The 19424-nt window shown below is 55.7% G+C and carries 10 protein-coding genes; 4 read left to right on the top strand and 6 right to left on the bottom strand.

The window, feature by feature from the left end:
• Window positions 1-322 precede the first annotated feature (322 nt).
• The 4 genes from QX051_RS12330 to QX051_RS12345 all read left to right on the top strand — a co-directional run bounded on the left by QX051_RS12330 (window position 323) and on the right by QX051_RS12345 (window position 12789).
• On the top strand, window positions 323-1708 hold the full coding sequence (locus tag QX051_RS12330; protein WP_315776303.1) for a hypothetical protein: 1386 nt from the start codon (window positions 323-325) through the stop codon (window positions 1706-1708).
• Window positions 1705-4851 (top strand): helicase-related protein, encoded by a 3147-nt coding sequence (locus QX051_RS12335; protein ID WP_315776304.1) that lies wholly within the window; start codon window positions 1705-1707, stop codon window positions 4849-4851. The genes QX051_RS12330 and QX051_RS12335 overlap by 4 nt, the downstream gene beginning before the upstream one ends.
• Before the next feature lie 4 nt (window positions 4852-4855).
• On the top strand, window positions 4856-8869 hold the full coding sequence (locus tag QX051_RS12340; RefSeq protein ID WP_315776305.1) for a type ISP restriction/modification enzyme: 4014 nt from the start codon (window positions 4856-4858) through the stop codon (window positions 8867-8869).
• Between the two features lie 134 nt (window positions 8870-9003).
• A complete protein-coding gene (locus tag QX051_RS12345; protein ID WP_315776306.1) occupies window positions 9004-12789 on the top strand; it encodes an ATP-dependent RecD-like DNA helicase in 3786 nt (1261 codons plus the stop codon).
• Between the two features lie 194 nt (window positions 12790-12983).
• Here the strand turns inward: QX051_RS12345 and QX051_RS12350 are convergent, their stop codons facing one another.
• The 6 genes from QX051_RS12350 to QX051_RS12370 form a co-directional block, all read right to left on the bottom strand.
• Window positions 12984-14831 carry an AAA family ATPase gene (locus QX051_RS12350; protein ID WP_315776307.1) on the bottom strand — a complete coding sequence of 616 codons (1848 nt, stop codon included), beginning with the start codon at window positions 14829-14831 and terminating at the stop codon, window positions 12984-12986.
• Entirely contained in the window at window positions 14828-15370 is a 543-nt protein-coding gene (locus QX051_RS12355; protein ID WP_315776308.1) for an ABC-three component system middle component 2, read from the bottom strand. The genes QX051_RS12350 and QX051_RS12355 overlap by 4 nt, the downstream gene beginning before the upstream one ends.
• The gene (locus QX051_RS12360) at window positions 15325-16431 is read right to left on the bottom strand and encodes an ABC-three component system protein (protein ID WP_315776309.1); all 1107 of its coding nucleotides are present in this window, start codon (window positions 16429-16431) and stop codon (window positions 15325-15327) included. Before QX051_RS12360 ends, QX051_RS12355 begins: the two co-directional genes overlap by 46 nt.
• 473 nt (window positions 16432-16904) lie before the next feature.
• Window positions 16905-18230 carry a hypothetical protein gene (locus tag QX051_RS12365; protein WP_315776310.1) on the bottom strand — a complete coding sequence of 442 codons (1326 nt, stop codon included), beginning with the start codon at window positions 18228-18230 and terminating at the stop codon, window positions 16905-16907.
• Window positions 18227-18583 carry a plasmid mobilization protein gene (locus QX051_RS29480; RefSeq protein ID WP_409998091.1) on the bottom strand — a complete coding sequence of 119 codons (357 nt, stop codon included), beginning with the start codon at window positions 18581-18583 and terminating at the stop codon, window positions 18227-18229. The genes QX051_RS12365 and QX051_RS29480 overlap by 4 nt, the downstream gene beginning before the upstream one ends.
• Before the next feature lie 156 nt (window positions 18584-18739).
• The gene (locus tag QX051_RS12370) at window positions 18740-19384 is read right to left on the bottom strand and encodes a hypothetical protein (RefSeq protein ID WP_315776311.1); all 645 of its coding nucleotides are present in this window, start codon (window positions 19382-19384) and stop codon (window positions 18740-18742) included.
• Window positions 19385-19424 lie beyond the last annotated feature (40 nt).

The raw sequence follows: 19424 nt of genomic DNA on the forward strand, positions 1-19424 counted from the left end.
TCGTCCAGAGGCTGCGCCTCAGACTTCCGGCTACCGGTGTCTGGGTCGCTCACCCCAGAAATCCTCCGCCAACTTTTTGTGCCGCGCCGCAACAAGCGTTACCGTTCGACAATTCGACAGATATCTTGACGAACAACCGGCGATTGTGCATGTTGATGATGCTTCCGGACGGAAGCTGAAACAAGAACCCGAGACGGTTCTGGTCGTGATGTCGCTGGATAGCGATGGCTTTATTGGGATAGTTTTGTTTTTTCGCGCCCCTTGAGCCGTCATATTACGTGAGTCCGCACTAGAATCGGTCTCTCCTTTTTGGAGAACCGAAATGAATCCCGCTAAAGTCGTTATCCGTTTTGAGCAGGTATCCGAGCAGACGGAAGGACCTGTCCGCCGTATTGTGGGCTTTGTCAGAGCGAAGAATATGCTGCAGCTGTTTGATGCAGCGGATCTCGAAGCGAACCCTCGCGAAGCCAAGGCTGGTCCAGTAACCGCAGATATCATCGAGAGCATTTGCGAGACGCCCGACACTTTTCCCTTCAAGACAAAGGGGGTTCTTGTCGGCGCGTCAAACTACGCCGCGCTTGAGCGCAAGCGGTATGAAATCCGTTTTGAGAATACGAAGATCGAGGGAATCTTGGATGGCGGGCACAACATGCTTGCTATCGGCACCTACGTCTTAGCGCGGGCTCTCGGCGATGATCGGATCTTCAAAAAGATCAAGCGATGGACGGAGTTGAAGGACGCCTGGGCCGCAAACCGCGAAGAGATTGCCGAGCTCAAACGCGTTGCGGGCGAAGAAGCGGGAGGTGGGCCGCTCGACTTTCTCGTCCCGGTGGAGGTCCTTGTCCCCGCCGACATCACCAACAGCGAGACCGTGGACGACTTCAACAGCTCTCTTCTTGATATTTGCGCGGCCCGCAACAACAACGTTGAACTAACGTTGGAGACCAAGGCAAACAAGAAGGGGTTCTACGAATACCTCCGCAAGTCCCTTCAGCCCTCAATCGCGAATCGCGTCGAGTGGAAAACGAACGATGGTGGCGAGGTCAAGGTACGCGATTTGATCGCCCTCGCATGGATTCCGTTGTCGGTAATTGATTTGCCGGTGGAATTCAAAATCCCGCCTCAGAATATCTATCGGAACAAGGGCGAGCTCGCCAAGCACTTCGATACGCTGATGGGCGACGAGCGTGTCTCCAGAGCCTCCAATGGAGACTACACACATGAACTTCACAACACCGCGGTGCACAGCGCGCTTGTCATCGCCGGCCAGCTGCCTGAGCTTTACGACAAGATCTATCGGGAGTTTCCAGCGGCCTACAATGGCGATCGCGAAGGTCGCTTCGGGGGCCTTGCCGTGGTCAAAATGGCGGACCGGATGCGATCGAAGCCCCGCGCTCATTTCACGGATGTGGAAGTCGACTACGCCTATCCAGACGGCCTGATCATGCCTCTGGTCTATGGGCTGCGGGCACTCATGGAGAAGGACGCAAATGGGCACGTGCGTTGGAAGGAAGATCCTTTCCAGTTCTTGGACGAGCACTTGGAAGCAATTGTGAAGAAATACCGCGTGATCCTCGATGCATTCCGTGCGGATCCTCAGAAGGTTGGCAAAAATGAGGGCTCCTACGATCTCATCCTTGATGCCTTCGAGACCGAAGTTCTGAAGCGTCATGCCGTGGTTGCGTCTGCTCGCGGAGCTCGGTCATGAGCGAGGAACGAAAGGGCCGCGATCTTTTCATTGTCGACAACAGTGTCTCGGGTTGGACCGCCCTGCGGTATCTCGAAGAGTGGACCGAAATAGCCAAGGGCTTTGACATCGCAACTGGCTATTTCGATGTCGGCACCATTCTGGCGCTTGACGGCAAGTGGCAGTCGCTTGACAAGATTCGAATACTTATGGGAGCCGACACCTCGCATCGAACGAGAAAGGCTTTCTTGGACACTGTAGTCAAAAAGGCGGTTGATGAGCTCGACAGAAGCCTGGAAGCGACGAAAGAACCAAACCCGTTTCTCCGAGGTGTGCCGGCGATTCTAACTGCGCTGCAGTCCCGGCAGATCGAGTGTCGGGTCTATGACCGTGATAAGTTTCACGCCAAGACGTATATTACACACGCGAGGCTTGATGTCGTCGGCTCGCAAGCGTTGGTTGGGTCAAGCAATTTCACGATGCCGGGCTTGACCAAGAATATTGAACTTAACGTTCAGATCCAAAGCGCGCGCGAGGTCACCCAGCTCCAGGAGTGGTTTGATGCCCACTGGAATGAAGCGGTTGACGTAACCGATCTCATTTTCGAGGCGATATCGCGCCATGTGCGGCTCTACTCGCCTTTCGATGTTTACGCCAAGTCGTTGCACGAATTCTTCCGTGGTCACGAACTGACTGCGACCGAGTGGGACGAGACGCGCTCTAAGATGTTCTCGAGGATCGATCGCTACCAGAAGGAGGCGTATTGGGCCTTGATGAAGATCGCAAGGCAACACGGAGGAGCGTTTCTCTGTGACGGCGTCGGCCTAGGCAAAACCTTCGTTGGGCTAATGTTGATCGAACGCCTAGTTTTACATGAAGGGAAACGTGTCGTGCTATTTGCGCCGAAGGCTGCAAAGGACGGCGTTTGGGATCCTCATCTGCGACAATATCTCCCTCATATTGGCGGAGTGGGGGGTAACGCCGACTTTAGCAATTTGGCAGTGTTCAGCCATACTGATCTCGGGCGGAAAGGTGAATTTCCGGAGCGATTTCGTCGCATTGCAGAATTGGCCGATGTCGTCATCATCGATGAAGCTCATCATTTTCGCAATCCGGGAGTTCGCAGGTCGTCGGACGGCGCGAGCCTCCCGTCACGATATTATCAGCTCTACGATCTCTTGGATTCGACGGTGCGTCCGAAGAGCGTCTTCATGCTCACGGCCACACCGATCAATAACCGTATCAGTGATTTTCGTCATATGGCGGAGCTGTTTACTCGGCGGGACGAAGCCTATTTCGCCCGAACGCTTGGTGTTAATAACCTCCGATCGCACTTCAACAACATCGAAAAGCAATTGCGAAAATCGGTTGGCCCTGAAGTCGCGGATGTGTCGGGTCATATTGGCGAGGTGCAGGAATTTCTCGCGAGCGATGAGATTTTCAAGAGTCTGGTAGTGCAGAGAAGCAGGGCTTACGCGCGCGAAAGCCAGATGCGCGAGTCGAATAATGCGGCGGTGTTCCCAGATCGAAGGCCGCCCCAAGTCGCCGAGTATTCCATTCGGAAGACCTATGGGCGCTTGCTGGAGATGTTTGAGAAAGCATTCACCCGCAAGAAACCGTTGTTTACTCTGCCCATGTATTATCCTCTCGCCTGGTATAGGGGCCGCGATAAGAGCATAGACCCTCTCGAAGAGGGACGCCAGGAACAGGTCGTCGGCCTGATCAGGACCAATTTTCTCAAACGCTTTGAAAGCTCCGTCGCCGCGTTCGAGCTGTCCTGTGATCGCTTGCTCCGGAAATTGCTTGCATTTCTTGAGGTGCACAGTGAAACCGACTCGGAGAAGAGACGTCTCGAACGTTGGAAATCTCAAAATGCTGAGATCCTGGGCTATGCGGCGGCCCGGCAGCTCGAACTCTGGCCAGACGAAGATAGCGATCTTGACGACGATGTCGTGCCGCAGGAGATGCTCGATGCGGTGGAACGCCTCAAGAGAGAGGATTACGACGTCGCAGAGATGATGTCAGAGACGTTTCTAGACCTGGATCAGATCGTTCAGTTCATAGAGGAGGCCAGAAAGTTCGAAACGAAACACGATGACAAACTACAGAAGCTCATCCGTCTTCTGAAATCCAAGGAGCTGGCCAGCCAGAAAGTCCTGATCTTTACCGAATTCGCCGATACTGCCCGGTATTTGAAGCGTCAATTGGAGACGGCAGGCATTACGGGAGTCGCGGAGGTTGACAGTGCAACGAAGACAAATCGCGCAGATGTCATCCAACGGTTCTCGCCGTACTACAATGCGCACACGAGTAAGATGTTGCTCGATGGCGGTCGCGACGAAATCCGGGTGTTGATCTCAACGGACGTTCTTTCAGAGGGCTTGAACCTCCAAGATGCATCCCGGATGATCAACTACGATATTCACTGGAATCCGGTTCGACTGATGCAACGCATTGGCCGTGTTGATCGTCGTATGAATCCAGAAGTTGAGAGGCGCCTTGTAGGCGATCACCCGGATGTTGCCTCGTCGCGTGGTAAAGTGAGTTTCTGGAATTTTCTGCCCCCAGAGGAATTGAACGAAATTCTGACTTTGTACACCAAGGTAACTCAGAAGACGCTGCTAATTTCGAAGACTTTTGGAATCGAAGGAAAGAAGCTTCTGAGGCCCGATGATGATTATGATGCGCTCAAAGAGTTCAATCACGCATATGAGGGAACAAAAACGGCGGTTGAGGAAATGCACCTCGAATATCAATCGCTGATTCTGACCGATCCAACGCTTCAAGATCGCCTCGGGAGAATGCCGGGCGGGTTTTTTAGTGGAAAGGAGCGGCCGCGGAAGAGCGCGGCGGGTGTGTTCTTTTGCTACAGCCTGCCCGCGCTCGATAAGGAGACCGGCGAATTTTCTCATGAAGCCGGTACGACTCGTTGGTATCTGTACGATCTCGACCGAAATGCCATTCTGGAAGAACCGGGTGAGATCGTTGCCAGTATTCGCTCCAAGCCAGACACGCCGCGGTATTGCAAGATGACGGAAACGGCTCTGATCGACCTGCGCGGCAAGATCGAGAGACACATTAAGAACACGTACTTGAAGCGCGTAGACGCGCCTGCGGGTATAAAGCCGGCGCTCAAGTGCTGGATGGAAATTAACGAGGGTTGAGCTTGTGCCGACTGATCATCGTTCTGAACTCGCCGCCATTAAACGTTTCGACCAGCTTGTCCGCTATCTGCGGGATCCCATGGGGTGGCCAATCGATGGTGGCGATTTCGAGGAGCTGACCTTTGAGTACACGCCAGAAGAGCTCGGGATTGACGCTAAAAACGCAGCAAAGATCCAGGAGATAAAGCGCCTACGCCCACTGTCCGCAAATCAACCTTGGGGCATATTCTTCGTAAAGTTCGAACCGAAGAGCCTTCCGGTCGTCGCCCTGCGCCGCATCCTCAGCTCCGTCGCGCTGAAGAAGCGTGCTTCCGCCAATGCTGCTGAACGCGCCGCTTGGGCAGCGGATGATTTGCTCTTCATCTCTAACTACGGGGAAGGCAAGGAGCGACAAATTAGCTTCGCGCACTTCTCAAGGGCCGATGACGGCCGTGACCTTCCAACTCTTAAGGTGCTGGGCTGGGACAACCTCGACACTGCGCTTCACCTCGACGCGGTGGCCAAAGAACTGACGCAACATCTCGCCTGGCCCAAGGACGATACGGACGCGGAGGCTTGGCGAGCAAACTGGCGCACCGCCTTCAATCTGCGACACCGGGAAGTTGTAACCACCTCCAAGGAGCTATCAATTCGGCTGGCCGAGTTAGCCCGAAGCATTCGCGATCGTATCAAGACTGCACTCGCCATCGAGACTGACAAGGGCCCGCTCAGTAAGCTTATGAAAGCATTCCGGGAAGCGCTGGTCCATGACCTCGATTCCGATGGTTTCGCCGATATGTACGCGCAGACGATCGCATACGGACTTCTCTCAGCACGCATAGCCGATCCGCACAAGAAAACGGCTGATGACTTCGCGGCCCACATGCGAACGAACCCATTCCTGCGCGAGCTTATGGAGACCTTCCTTAAAGTAGGCGGACGGCGCGGTAAGGCGGGTGGTCCCGGTATCGACTTCGACGAGCTGGGTGTAGGCGAGGTCGTGGAGTTGCTTGATAGTGCCAATATGGAAGCCGTCGTTCGCGATTTCGGCGACCGGAACCGGGCGGAAGATCCGGTGATGCACTTCTACGAACTGTTCCTGCACGAATACGACAAGAAGCTCAAAATTCAGCGCGGCGTCTTCTATACCCCGCAGCCCGTCGTTTCGTATATCGTCCGTGGTGTCCACGAACTACTCCAAAACGAGTTTGGCTTAGCTGATGGTCTCGCCGACACCACCACTTGGGGCGAGATGCTCAAGAAGCACGCCGGCCTGAAACTCCCGCCGCTCAGTGAGGGGTCGAGCCAAGAGCTCTCCGTGTCTCCCGATGAGCCCTTTGTTCAAATCCTCGACCCGGCGACCGGCACCGCCACCTTCCTCGTCGAAGTCATCGACGTCATTCACCGCGCCCTCATAGCCAAGTGGAGGCGACAAGGCCTCACCGACGCCCAACAGCGCGCGGAGTGGAACGAGTACGTGCCGAAGCATCTCCTACCGCGCCTCCACGCTTTCGAACTGATGATGGCGCCCTATGCTATCGCCCACATGAAAATCGGCCTCAAACTTGCTGAGACCGGTTACCGCTTTGGCGCCGAGGAACGTGCCCGCATCTATCTGACGAACGCCCTCGAACCGTGGTCGAAACAGCTCCCGCTCGTCGGATTAGATGCGCTCGCCCACGAAGCCGAAGCGGTGAATGAAGTCAAGAGATACAAGCGGTTCACTGTCGTGATCGGCAATCCACCGTATTCTCTATGGTCGCAGAATCTGACTGAGCATCTCCGAGCCATAGTTGATCCGTATCGTTATGTTAACGGTGAACCAATCAAAGAGCGGGGAGCCCTTCAGTTCGAGAAGATCCTTCAGGACGATTACATCAAGTTCTTTCGGTTCTCTCAGGTGCAGATCGACCAAGCGTGTTGCGGCATACTAGGCCTTATTACCAATCACTCATTCGCTGATAATCCGACGCTGAGGGGAATGCGAGAGTCCTTGCTCCGTTCGTTCCCAAAAATCTTCTGCCTGAACCTGCACGGCAATTCTTCAAAAAAGGAGAAATGTCCAGATGGATCTGCCGATGAGAATGTTTTCGACATACAACAGGGTGTTGCGATTTTCCACGGGATCAAGGCCATCGGGGAGACTGCTGACGCCAATTCCTGTGCGGACCTATGGGGAAGTCGAGAAAGCAAATACGCGACCTTAGCCGGATCAAGCATCCGATCTGTGGATTATCGGACCTTTACACCTGCGCCGCCGTTCTTTTTGTTTAAGACGCAGGATGGTAGCTTCGCGGCAGAATACGATCGCGGTTGGAAAATTGGCGATATTTTTCAGCAGGGAAGCATGGGCGTCGTGACGGCGCGAGATCATGTATCGATTGCGTTCGATGATGCGCCCTTGCTTCACACCGCAACGGAGTTTCGGGACTCTTCTCTCTCCGACAAAGCCGTCTGTGAGAAACTAGATATTCCGGAAAAGAAAGGGTGGGACGTGGCTAAGGCTCGGGCACTCATTCGTCAAGAGAGAAACCTGAAGTCGCTTATAGTCAATATCGATTATCGTCCCTTTGATACGCGGAGGATCTTTTACCACCGTTCCCTCGTTTGGGGCATGTCGTGGCCGACAATGCAGCACGTCCTCGGAAAGAAGAACATTGGGATCTCAACGACTCGCAGTATCGAGGCTGGGAACTTCCGGCATGTATTTGTGAGCACCAACGTTATTGGACATCACTTCGTCTCTTTGAAGGAGGTAAATTACTTTTTCCCGCTTTGGATCTTTCCGCCCGAGGAGGGCCTTGCCTTTCGTCACGCCAAAGCGCCGAACCTAAGACCTGCCTTCTTGCAAGCAATGGCCCAAGCCTTGGGGCTTCGTCAGTCGGGAACGGATAGCCTTCCCGACGGCCTGACGCCGGAAGAAATTTTCCACTACGCTTACGCGGTGTTTCACAGCCCGAACTACCGGACCCGTTACGCCGAGTTCCTGAAGATCGATTTCCCGCGCCTACCATTGACTGGAAGTCTAGAGTTGTTTCGCGCGTTGGTTAGTCTCGGCGGAGAACTTAGCGCATTGCATCTCTTAGAATCGCCCAAGCTCGCCCAGCCCATGACCGAATTCATCGGTGGACGAAATACGGAGGTCGAAAAGATCTCGTGGTCTAAAGATACCGTCTGGATCGACAAAGGACAGGCCGCTGGCTTCAGAGGCGTGCCGGAAACTGTCTGGGATTTTCACATCGGCGGTTACCAGGTCTGCGAGAAATGGCTCAAAGACCGCAAAGGCCGCACGCTCTCCAAGAAGGATATTGAGCACTATCAGGAGATCATAGTCGCCCTCGCCGAGACCATCCGCTTAATGAAGAAGATTGACGAGGTCGTAGACGCATACGGCGGCTGGCCACGTGCTTTCGCACAAAGAGACGGGGGTACGGCAACGGAGGGGCATGCAGCCAATGTGATGACTTTGCAGCGTCCGAGCTCCGCAGTTGCCGAGTATTGGAGGCCCCCGTCGGAGCTGCTCAAAGCCGCTGAGGTCGACGCGCCCTCCTACGAGGCAGCCGTATCGGTTGAGCTTGATGCGATCCGTCCTGGCCCTGACGAGTTGGATCGGGAGGACTTGATTTGTAGAATTCGCCATCTGTTCGGCGGCCAGGAGAGAGAGCGGGAGGCAGCAATTGACGCGCTTGCGCGTGAGTTAGGTTACCAGCGCACCGGAGCGCGGGTTTACGATGAGCTCGACAATGCCATACGGGCAGCAGCTCGGCGCGGAATTACCACAAGCGAGCGTGGGGTTATCCGTCTCTTCGCACGTGCGATTGAAGATTACGACCGCGACTTTCTGAAGGAGCAGTTTTTGGCTTCTTTGCAAGGGCGTCAATGGACCGCACGCGAAGAGGCCATTCGTTCCTTTGCTCGGTGGATGGGTTTCCGTCGAACGGGGCCGGCGATAGAAGATACTGCGCGATCGCTGATCAATGGACTACTTCGGGAGGGGCGGTTGGAGAGCGGTGGTTCAGAGATCCGAAGATCCGACTGAGAGTCTTCTGGAATCAGGAAAGACAAGTTAGCGCGGTGCGATGCAGGGTATGTTGGCCCAAGCCGGCAGTTCAATGAGAAAATCTTCTTGGTGAAGGGGGGCTTATGATCCAAGGCGCGAGGCAGTTGCCGACAATGCATGTTTCCGTTCGTGTGCCGTGGCACGACGGGCGATGGGCCGGCAAAGTGTGCACCAATCCGCGCGGCAATACGTCCTGTTTGATCCTCCCTCGGATTGCCGAAACGAAAGAGGATGATTTCGAAGCCCAGATTGCAGGCAAAGCCTGGAACACTGACGGAGTTGGACTACCGGCATGCGCTGCGGAGCGGGGCGCTTTCATGTCGCCCTTCGGCTATTCGCGCAGCGTTAAACATCCGTATAGCCACGATCCGCTCTACAAGCACTTTGTGGGGAGTCAATTTCATCATCCCGCATATTCCGCGGCTGCGGTTCCTTTCGCATGGATGATGAAGGAAGCCGAGACGGGCATTCCGGCAAAGGCGGAGCAATACAAGATTGGCTTCAGGCCTGAATTAGAGCCAGATCTCGCCTTCGACAAGTTGTGGGTGCAGGAACGCCGCAACCAGCTTTCGATGCTGGAGACGTTTTTTGGAGCGGTCAACCCGGAAGAATCGCTTGTTTTCTTCTACGCAAAACGCACTCCATTGACTGAAGATGGCAGGCGGGTAATTGTCGGTATTGGTCGCGTTCTCAAGGTCGATCCGCTGGTCGAGTACGTTTATGAGAAAGATGCGCCGTCTGACGCGATGCGCTGTGTTTTGTGGGAGGGTAATCTACATCATTCCATTCGTCCGACGATTGGCGACGGTTTTCTACTGCCCTATCACGATCTGCTCGAACTTGCGGCAAAGGATCCGAACGTCGATCTGGCGAGCTTGGTCCTGCATGCTCCCGATGAGCATCGGGATGCGTTCTCGATGGGGTCCGAGCATGTCACTCACGATCAGGCCATCACTGTCCTTCTCTCATGCGCTTCTTTGCTGGAGAAGCTGGAGAAGCTGGTGCCGGGCGATTGGCCCATCGCTCGCGCTTGGGTTGATGCGCAACTTAATCGGCTATGGCGCCTTCGAGGGGCGTTTCCCGGACTCGGCTCAGCCCTAACGGCGTTTGGACTGACCCATGGGACTTTGATTGCGCACGCCATTGGACAGCGGCTTCACGCGGATGGTTCTAACGAAGTCCGGGATCCCTGGCCGGCGGTCGACAAAATCCTTCACGATCCAAAGCCGCTGCCGGCCGACCTCGCATCCACCATAGGTCCAAGTGCCGCAAAATTATGGGACGGCCTTAAGCCAGAACGGCGCGCTTTGCTGAAGCTACTTGCGCGCTTCGAGATTTCGTCCGACCAAGCGACGCGATGGTTTGTGCCAGAAGAACGCGCCCGCGCGGGAATTGTGGCAAGTGATACGGAGATTATTGCCAATCCATATCGGTGCTTCGAGGACGATAGGCCGCGCATCGACCCGATTTCGGTGAGAACAGTCGATCGCGGTCTTTTCCCCGACGCTACAGTATCGGAAGCCCTGCCGATTCCAGAACCATCGCGTTGCGCTGAGGCCATCGACCCTCGGCGCGTTCGGGCATTATGTATGGCAACGCTCGACGAAGCGGCCGGTCAAGGGCACACCCTCTTGCCACAGTCATGGCTCGTTCAGAGGGTGCGGGATCTAGACGTTGTACCCGGTTGCAGCATAAGCAGCGATTGGGTGGAGACATTTGGCACGTCTTTGCACGAGCGGCTGACGCCGGCGCAGATGGCAGATGGCGCGCCTGCCTGGCAGTTGAAAGAATACGATCGATCCCGAGAGCTAATTGCTGCCCGCGTGAAGCGACGTCTCGCGGGTAAGATCCACGGAGGCGAGTACGAATGGCGCGCGCTAATAGATGAACAGCTGCCGCCGTTTGCCGAAGCGACAGATCCTGAGACGGAAGAGCTCGCCCGGCGCGAGAAAGCGGCTGCGCTAGAGGAGCTTTATCGGTCGCGATTCTCAGTGCTAATCGGACCGGCAGGCACCGGTAAGACGAGTCTTCTCACCGCGCTGCTTTCCCTTTCATCTATCGCCGAAGGCGGCGTCCTTCTGCTCGCGCCGACGGGCAAGGCGCGGGTCCAGATGCAGAAGCGCGCGAAGAATGCTCAAGCTTTTACGCTCGCACAGTTCCTGTTGGGTCTCAGGCGATACAATCCGGAAACGGGTAGGTACAGCGTCACGGACGCTCCTAACCGAGAGCGTGGCTTCAAGACTGTGGTCATCGATGAATCGTCGATGTTAACGGAAGATCAGCTTGCTGCGACTCTCGATGCTATCGAGACCACTGCGGTGGAGCGTTTGATTCTTGTAGGCGATCCCAGACAACTGCCGCCAATAGGAGCCGGACGGCCATTCGTCGATATTGTCGCATTTGTTGCAGCGAGCGGCTCGAAAGAAGCCGCTAAAGGGCCGCGAGGCTATGCCGAACTGAAGATCGTCCGCCGCCAGACCGAGCAGATGAACGCGAGCACTCGCGGCGTGCGCGATGACATCATTCTCTCTCGATGGTTTGGAAATGAAGCGCCAGATCCCGGCGCCGATGAAGCTTGGGATCGACTGGCGTCCGGCAAAGCCGTCGGTATCCGCGCAATCCGATGGGAGAGCGATGTTGATCTCCAATCGAAACTACTCGCGGAGATCAAGACTGCAGTCCGCACGATAGCAGAAGGCGAAGTCCCAGCCGGTGCTGCTGACAGTGCATGCTTTGAAGTAAGCTTGGGAGGTCGCCTCTACAACGATGTTGTGTATTTCAATCTTTCGAGGAATGAGCCAGACGCGGAAGGCGTCGAGCGCCGCAAGGGCGGGGGCGTCGACGTCGAATCCTGGCAAATCCTATCGCCGGTGCGCGCAGGTGAGACCGGCGTCGACGGTCTGAACCGATGGTTGCAGAAATCGTTTCGCCGACAGTCTCGTGCCTGGGCAGAGCCCGAAAAGCATTGGGACCGTAAGACGTGTAAGCCTTTAGGACCACAAGGCATTCTGTACGGGGACAAGGTCATCAATATTTCAAATGCGCGACGCTACGACGTGTATCCCAAGGTCGACAAACCCTATTTGGCCAACGGCGAAATCGGACTCGTCGTGGGGCAATTCAAGGGAAGAAATTGGAAGCCGAAGGGCTTGCCTTGGAAGATGGAGGTCGAGTTTTCGTCTCAGCTCGGCTTCAAATACGGGTTCGCAGAGCGTGATTTCGGCGACGAAGGCGATGCGCCTCTGGAGTTAGCCTATGCGCTAACCATTCACAAAGCCCAGGGCAGTGAGTTCGGTGTTACCTTTGTGGTGGTCCCAAATCCGTGTCGGCTGCTGTCCCGAGAATTGCTCTACACAGCTCTGACCCGCCAACGGGAGCATGTGGTTATCCTTCATCAAGGCGACGTGCGTTCCCTTCTGAAGCTATCATCTGCTGAGCATTCGGAGACATTCCGCCGAATCACCAACCTGTTCAGAGACCCGAGGCCGGTCGAATACGTCGGCAAGTTCCTTGAAGACGGATTGATTCACCGCACCGCCAGGGGCGAGCTCGTCCGATCAAAGTCAGAGGTAATAATCGCGAATCTACTTCACGGGCTTGAAATCCCGTATGCTTACGAGCAGCCCTTTACCGGTCGTGACGGAAGCGTCCGTTATCCCGACTTCACGATCGACGACGCCGAAACTGGTCAAAGAATTTTTCTAGAACACCTCGGGATGATGGCCGAGCCTGCGTATCGCCGCCGCTGGCAAAGCAAGCTGGATTGGTATCGGGCGCAGGGCGTCCTTCCGAGCGACGAAGGCGGCGGCGAGTCAGGGACCCTGGTGACGACGAGCGAAGAGCGCGGCATCGACTCGGCGTCAATTCAACTTCAGCTGAAGGAGCTACTCGGTATTTAGAGGGCGGCGTGCCCCAGGTGGCGGAGACGTGAACCTCCGGGGACTCACGTCAGCTCGCGTTCGGATTTGAGTGCGACCGTCGTCAGCGGGGCAGGCCGGTCGACCTCAGAGCCTTTTCCGCTCTCGTTCGCCGATCCTCCTTGATAGTTGGCATATCCGGCCAAAGCCGCAAGTCCCGGCAAAGCCTCGCCTGGCTAGACCGGAAAGAAGCCGTACCGGCCACGATGCGCGTTCTTGCTGAAGAAAACGGTCTGAGGAAGTCTCTTGATGTTTTCCGGAGGATCGTTGTTTTCAAGAACGATCACCTGCCGGTCCTTCATGGTTCTAAGATAATCATAGAAGCGATCCTGCACGTCAGTGCCGGAAAGGTCATCTTCATCACCCTCGGGTTCTCGGTATGCCAGGAGCGGGGTGTCAAGAACGACAAAACCGGGATGAGAGCGTTCGTTGATGCGAGTGAATTCCAGCAGTCCAACGGTAAATGCAGCGTGCGTAACGGCACGCATGCCTTTACCGCGCGCTCCTCGCGGTTTCCCTGCAATCACGAAATCTCGGCTTGCTTTATCGAAGTACACGCGCGAAGCGTCCGGGAAATTCCAGCTCTTCAATATCCCTTCTAGTTCGGTCGAGAAACTATCCAGCGTGCTTGTGGACAAATCTGCCGAGGATGCTTCCTTATCTTCGCGTCGCACAGGCGGCGCCTCTATCGCAGCCTTACGACCCTCAAGCTCCTCAATCGCGGAAAGCAAATTCAAGGCGCTCTGAACGGTTGAGCGCTTTTCGAAAATATCTGTATATGCAGCTCTTTGGTCCGAAAGAGAGGGACTCACTCTTTCGAGCTCTTCATCGACTTCCTTCAGATCCTCAAAGAGGCGTGGCGTCACCTCGTCAAACCGGTTTGCTTCGCCACGCAGCTGTGCAAGCGAATCTTGTAGCTCCGTACGAAGAAGACCAATTTTTTGAGCCTCTGCGTCAGCCGCGCTGACCACCTGATCGACATCGCCGTCACACCCGCTGTCATGTCGTTGCGCTTCAGGCAGCGCGCCGCAAAGCGGGCATGCCTGCTTACTGAGAGCGCCGAGGAGGGTGCCAGCTTCGCGGACGCCATCGAGTCTCGACAAATCAGATTCATAGTGACGATCGAGCAAATTGAAGCGAGCAATGAGCTCGTCAATCTCTACGCGACGCGATTCCACGTACTCGACATTTCTTCTGATCGTGTTTCGCTTATGTATTACCGCTCGATGCGCTTCCTCGCTCTCCCGAAGCGCAGACCTCTCGCGCAACAATGTCTCATCCAGTCTCAGAAGCTGGTCGTTGAGTTCGGTGACGCTGTCTTCCTCGCCGACCAACTCGGTAAGCTTGGTTCGATTCTCGGCAATCAGTTCGGCGATGACCTCTGCCTTGGCCGCACGGGACAATCCCTCCGTGCGATCTCGGTCTATCGGTTCAATCGCGCTATCGTCGACGCCGGTAAGAAGAAGTTTAAAAACCGACATTTCCAGGGTCTTGCTCGTGAATTGGCCCGTTTCAATCGGCGATTCTCGCTTCTGAATATCACCTTCAGAAATCAGACAAAGATGCGCCAAATTCCGAAAGCTGAGGCTATTCGTATCGCCGCTTGCATTTCTCCTAACCCGTTTGTCAGAAAGACCAATCTTTTCGAGCAAGAAAGTCGAGAGATTATCTCGGCGGGTAGGGTTGTGCTTCGCGGCCAGGACATTCGCCTCGACATCGCGGGGGACGCTTAAGTGAAGACCTTCATAGCATCTGAATTGGCCACCGCTTGAGCTGCGTTCAAGGGTTACGGTATTGCCGTCGCCATCTTCGATGCCAAGGAACATGCGGTCGTATCCGACGCGCTCCGGTATGTCGCGTAATTCGGTGCCCGACCCAAGCATAAAATCGAGAGCTTCAAGTATAAATGACTTACCTGTCTCTGAGGCTCCATAAATGACGTTGAGCCCATGGCCAAACGTTACGTAGGCCGGTTCTTTGTCGGGCCCTGTCAGGCAAAGATGGCGAAGGGTCAAGGTCGTCATCGTTCGCCCACCACACTTCTTTCAACGGACTGAAACTCTTCTATCCATTGTCCAAACGCGGTGCGGAGCGTCTGCCTAAATGTATCCTGTTCCATGGTACCAAACGTTGTGCCTACCCACGTTGCGCGCTCTCGGAGAGCCCGCAGATATGGACTAGTCAAGCTATCCAGGAAAGTCTCGGCGAATTCACCAGCCCTATAATAAATTCCGTGAGGGAGTGCTTCTCTCTGCACAAGATTGCGGCTGATCATTAACAGAAGGCCTCGTTCAACCAAGCCGCGCCTGACAAGCAACTCAGTTGATCTTAGCGGCAATTCAGGATGAAGGCTTTGAGGGCCCCCAATATCCCCGGTATGGACGACCAGGTAGTCGAAGGCGACAAGGTGTTGTAGGTCAAATGAGTTCGGGTATGCCTCCACCAGAATGGCAACCGATCGAATGCCTGTCTCCAAGGGAGAGTTGAACGGCGGAGGAAATTTCGGTGCGGAACTAATCACTTCTTCCACCGTAAGCGATCTTCGTTGGCGAGTTGATGGCATATGCCTCGTTTGTCTTGAATTTTTGTCACGCTAATGAGGCCGCTTGCCGTTAACGGTAGCTGGGCCGCTGCTTGCGTCACAGCGTTTACGCGATCAAAGCCGTCGGCATGGTTCGCTGCCTCGATCTCAACGACGCCTGCGTGAACCTCGTCTTGCAATTCCTCGAAGGTGCCGGATGGCACAGTGTCACGTGCGAAGTTGCGAAGGGACTCTGCGTGATAGAAGAACTCGCGCTGACGATTGTAGTGCTTGGCGAGAGTGTCCCAAGGCTGGAGGTCAGCAAAAACCTTGATCTCGGAATTCTTGTGATCGCTGTAGGCCTCGAACAGTTGCTCAAGGTAGCGGCTTTCTGCCGGCGCCGGGTCGACCGGCGGAACACCTGCGCTTGGACGATCAGGAAGGCCGCCGCCGAATCGTCCAGCGTGGTATGGCGTATGACTGTGATCGTCTATTGCCTCCAGGGCGGTCTTAAAAGTGAAAATCGAGAAGTCGAACTTCTGCAAATGGTCGAGAAATGCGCCGTCCAACGGGATGGCCTTGGTGCTTGTTATCTTTGTTGAGCACCAGTCATTCCATTTTTCGATGAGTTTGGCCTTTAGATCATGAGCGCTGAGGAGCAACTTCTTCAGGCTCATTCCGCAATCTTTTGGAGCCATAAAGTAATACTTTCGGGGCGCGACGAACTGCCCCTCGAAGGAGTGAAAGAGCATTTTGCCGACTTCAGGAATCGCGGTGCTTGGCGTGAGAGGATCATCATAGTGTTTGCACTGATAATTGTCCCACACGCCGTGAAACCCTAAGTCATCGGTGAACCCGGCAACATCGATGCCCATATCGTTTGCGCCTGAGAGGCGAACAACCTTCTTATAGATCGTCCTTTGATAGTGTACCCACTCCAGGATGAACTCCTCCCACTCTTCGGCAGAGTAGAGGAGAATTTGCTGTTGCGGTGGTATCAAACGCCCATGAAGTACCTTCGCAGAGCTGGGGGTGGGCGTTCCCTTAGGCTGTGCAACCTCCTTTGCCGTTAGGCTTCTTAAGGTAAGAGGCGCATCGCTCACGAATAGTCTCCTGGCAAATTGGGCTTCCTGGTCGCGGCACGGAGAATTGGGGCGGGCGGGCGGACTTGAGCCGGGTTAGCTCTTGCGAGCCGAGGGATTTCGTACCGCTGCAGCTTTCGCCGGCTTGCCGGGGGCATTCAACCTTCGTCTAAGTCCGCCGCGTCTACCAATTTCGCCATGACGCGTTGCGCCATCCTAGCGGGCGAAATGCTCGCAAGCCAACGCGGAATTGCTATAGCGGATTCTCGCCTTTTTGGAGAGAATTGTTATGCCGTTTTCTTGGAAGCAATTCGTTTTGGCGCGAATTTAGAACGGCCGTCAGCCGTCCTCTTGAGGTGGCCGCGACTTCGTCGAAACCCCTGGGACCTTGATCGTCGACCTTAGGGCCCGTACGAGCCGTTTGTTCAGCTCGGCTGCGTGAGGGTTGGGAGATCTGCCAAACGACAACGCGTAGCGCTTCGGCGGGTGCCACGTCACCGCGGGCGACGAGGCTGTATTGGGATGCCCCAAATGTCGGTTGCCCAAGGGTTTGTTAAACTGGGCACTTCTATTTCGTTAGGCACTAACCAGGCTTGATGTCGCGCGTGAGCCGCGATGATAGCCATTACGCGCGCCAGGGAAGCCGCGCGCAGCAGGATCAATCCCTTGCGGTGAGAAATTCGATGAGGCGTGTAAGCTTTTGATCGCAACGTTGTAGGATCACGCCAAGCGACCGTTGCGAGGCCGAGATCCCTTCCAACAACGAGAGCATTTTCGCCACCGGATCGTTCTCGCTGTCGATCTCCGGGGGCTCGAGAAGTGCCAGGAGCGGCTGTAGCTCGCTGATCTGCGCTGAAAGCCTTTGCGCCTGCTCCCACAGCTCTCTGGCCTGCGCTACACTCGCTGGCATGTCGCTGTCGAATCGACCGCTTGCTTTCCTCATCGAGAGTCTCCATCAGTTTGCGCACTTCTTCGCGTTTTAGACCCAGAAGCCGATCCAGCGCTCCCAGCGTAGTGCCTTGATTTTGTACTATCCAGACACCCTTCCGTTGACCCGGCAGAACATGAAGCGAGGAGGCCATCATCTCACGGATGAAGGCCGACTTATCCGTCGATGCGGACCACAGGCTTCGTATTTTCTCGCGGACAGCGGGGAGTGAGACGCCGGAACGCTTTGCTCGCTGGCGGCTGTTGCTCCCCATAGATGAGTTTGGCTTGGCTGGGTTGTGACCGAATGCGCTGCGTAGCCAGGCTGCAGTGGCGGGCGCAGTCTTTTCCAGTTCGGCGATTACCGCTTTATGGTGACGCCCTAAAGTTGGCGGTTCGCCCGCGTCGAATTCGATTTGCCTTGCTATTTTTTCAGTTCTGATTTTCGAAAATTTGTCTTTAAGGGCGACGCCGTCTGCGACATGTCCGAGCACCAGATGAGCATGTCTGCGAACTTTCTCGTTTCCGTCCCACTTCCTCTCTTTCCCGCGTGCTGGCTCGTTTCCGATCCATGCTTTCTCGTGCACCAGGATAAGATAGGGCCGGGTACCTGCCTTATCAAATTCTAGGCGGACGCGGTGCGCGGCGGCTACCAGAGCCTCGTCGGTAAAGGGAGTGGCCGGGTTGATCGAAAAATGATGTAAGCATGCCGACGATGTGCTCGCGTCGCGCGCGATCTCCATGTCCTCAATGACGCCGCGAACATCGCTAGCTGCAGAATTGCCAATTTCTGCAATCGCCACATATACGTTCTCAAGCTTCAGGAGGTGGGCGGCGAGGTTGTTACAATCGACCCGGGTGCGGCCGTGCTTGCTTACGGTGATGATCGTCACTCGGCACCGGGCTCTTGCAAGATCGCCGCGCGCAGCCGCGTCAGTTCTGCTGCAGCCCTGCGAAGGTCGGCGGGGTCAGCGTCCCAACCGGCATTGAGGGCTCGGGCAATTTGATTGATATTGTTTCCAATTCGCCCGAGCTCGCTGAGAAATTTCGCTAGATCCCGGGCTCCCTCTCGCGGCTGCCGCTTTTGTGGTGGCACAGGAACGGGCACTAGACCCAACGTTTTAATCACAGTCATTCGCACCAGGCTGCTCGGCCCGATGCCGGCGTCACGCGCTGCGTTTTCGAGCGAAGTCCGTTCTTGCTCGTTCAGTCTGATGCTGATCGGTCTAGTGCGAGGACTTTTCATGGGTTCCACAGGGCTCGCCCTTGGCAGTCTGGCGGTAGTACAACGTGCTACCGCCACCGCTGGCTTCGGCTTTCTTTATGCTTCGCTTCGACTTTCCTTGGCTCGCCATCGCTTTTTGAGCTTCCCTTCAATTTGTCGGGCGGGCTGAGTGTCGCTTTAGCGAATCGGGTGTCCGGGCCGCAGGCCGAGATCCGGAGGGCCGCCTTGCTCGGCGTCGTGACCCGGGAAGAGGCCGACCCAGCCGGCACCAAGACCCCAACCTGAGAGGTAGATCGTGCGATGCGAGATTTCGCCGCTCTTCCGACGAACGCGGACCGCGCGGGCATCGGCTCCCATGCCGACCACCGCGTTGTACACGGGGCACTTGGTCCTCCGATCGAAAATGTGGAGGCGGCTGCCGCGAATCGCTTTTTGAGGTGGCACTTCGATGGAGGCAACGGAGGTGGGTTCGGGCAATCCCCGTTCACCGGCAGCCGAGATGCAGAAAAGCCAGCTCGCGTCCGTAACGACAGCCAGCTCTGCTCCCGGTGTTTCGACTCCACCGCGCCAGCCCCCTTCGTCGCTCAGCATCAATTCATGAAGAAAACGTTTGTATGCGCCATCGTCCTGACCGGGTTGGGGGCGCGGAATGGGACGATCCCCGCAAGCCAGAGCGTAAAGATAGTCCACGATAAAGGGGCCAAGGACTTCGTATGCTCTCGCGATCAAGTGCATCTTCCGTGGCGGCGCCTCGCCGTTCGGGCGCTGGCCATAGTGACAACGGATCAGATTTGCGGCTTCGATTGTGGTCATGTTCTGCATTGGCGGAATCTCAGTGACACATCTGCTGCGGAAGCCCGGC

Origin of the sequence: Bradyrhizobium sp. SZCCHNR1053 (assembly GCF_032381235.1) — a bacterium.
GTDB lineage: Bacteria > Pseudomonadota > Alphaproteobacteria > Rhizobiales > Xanthobacteraceae > Bradyrhizobium.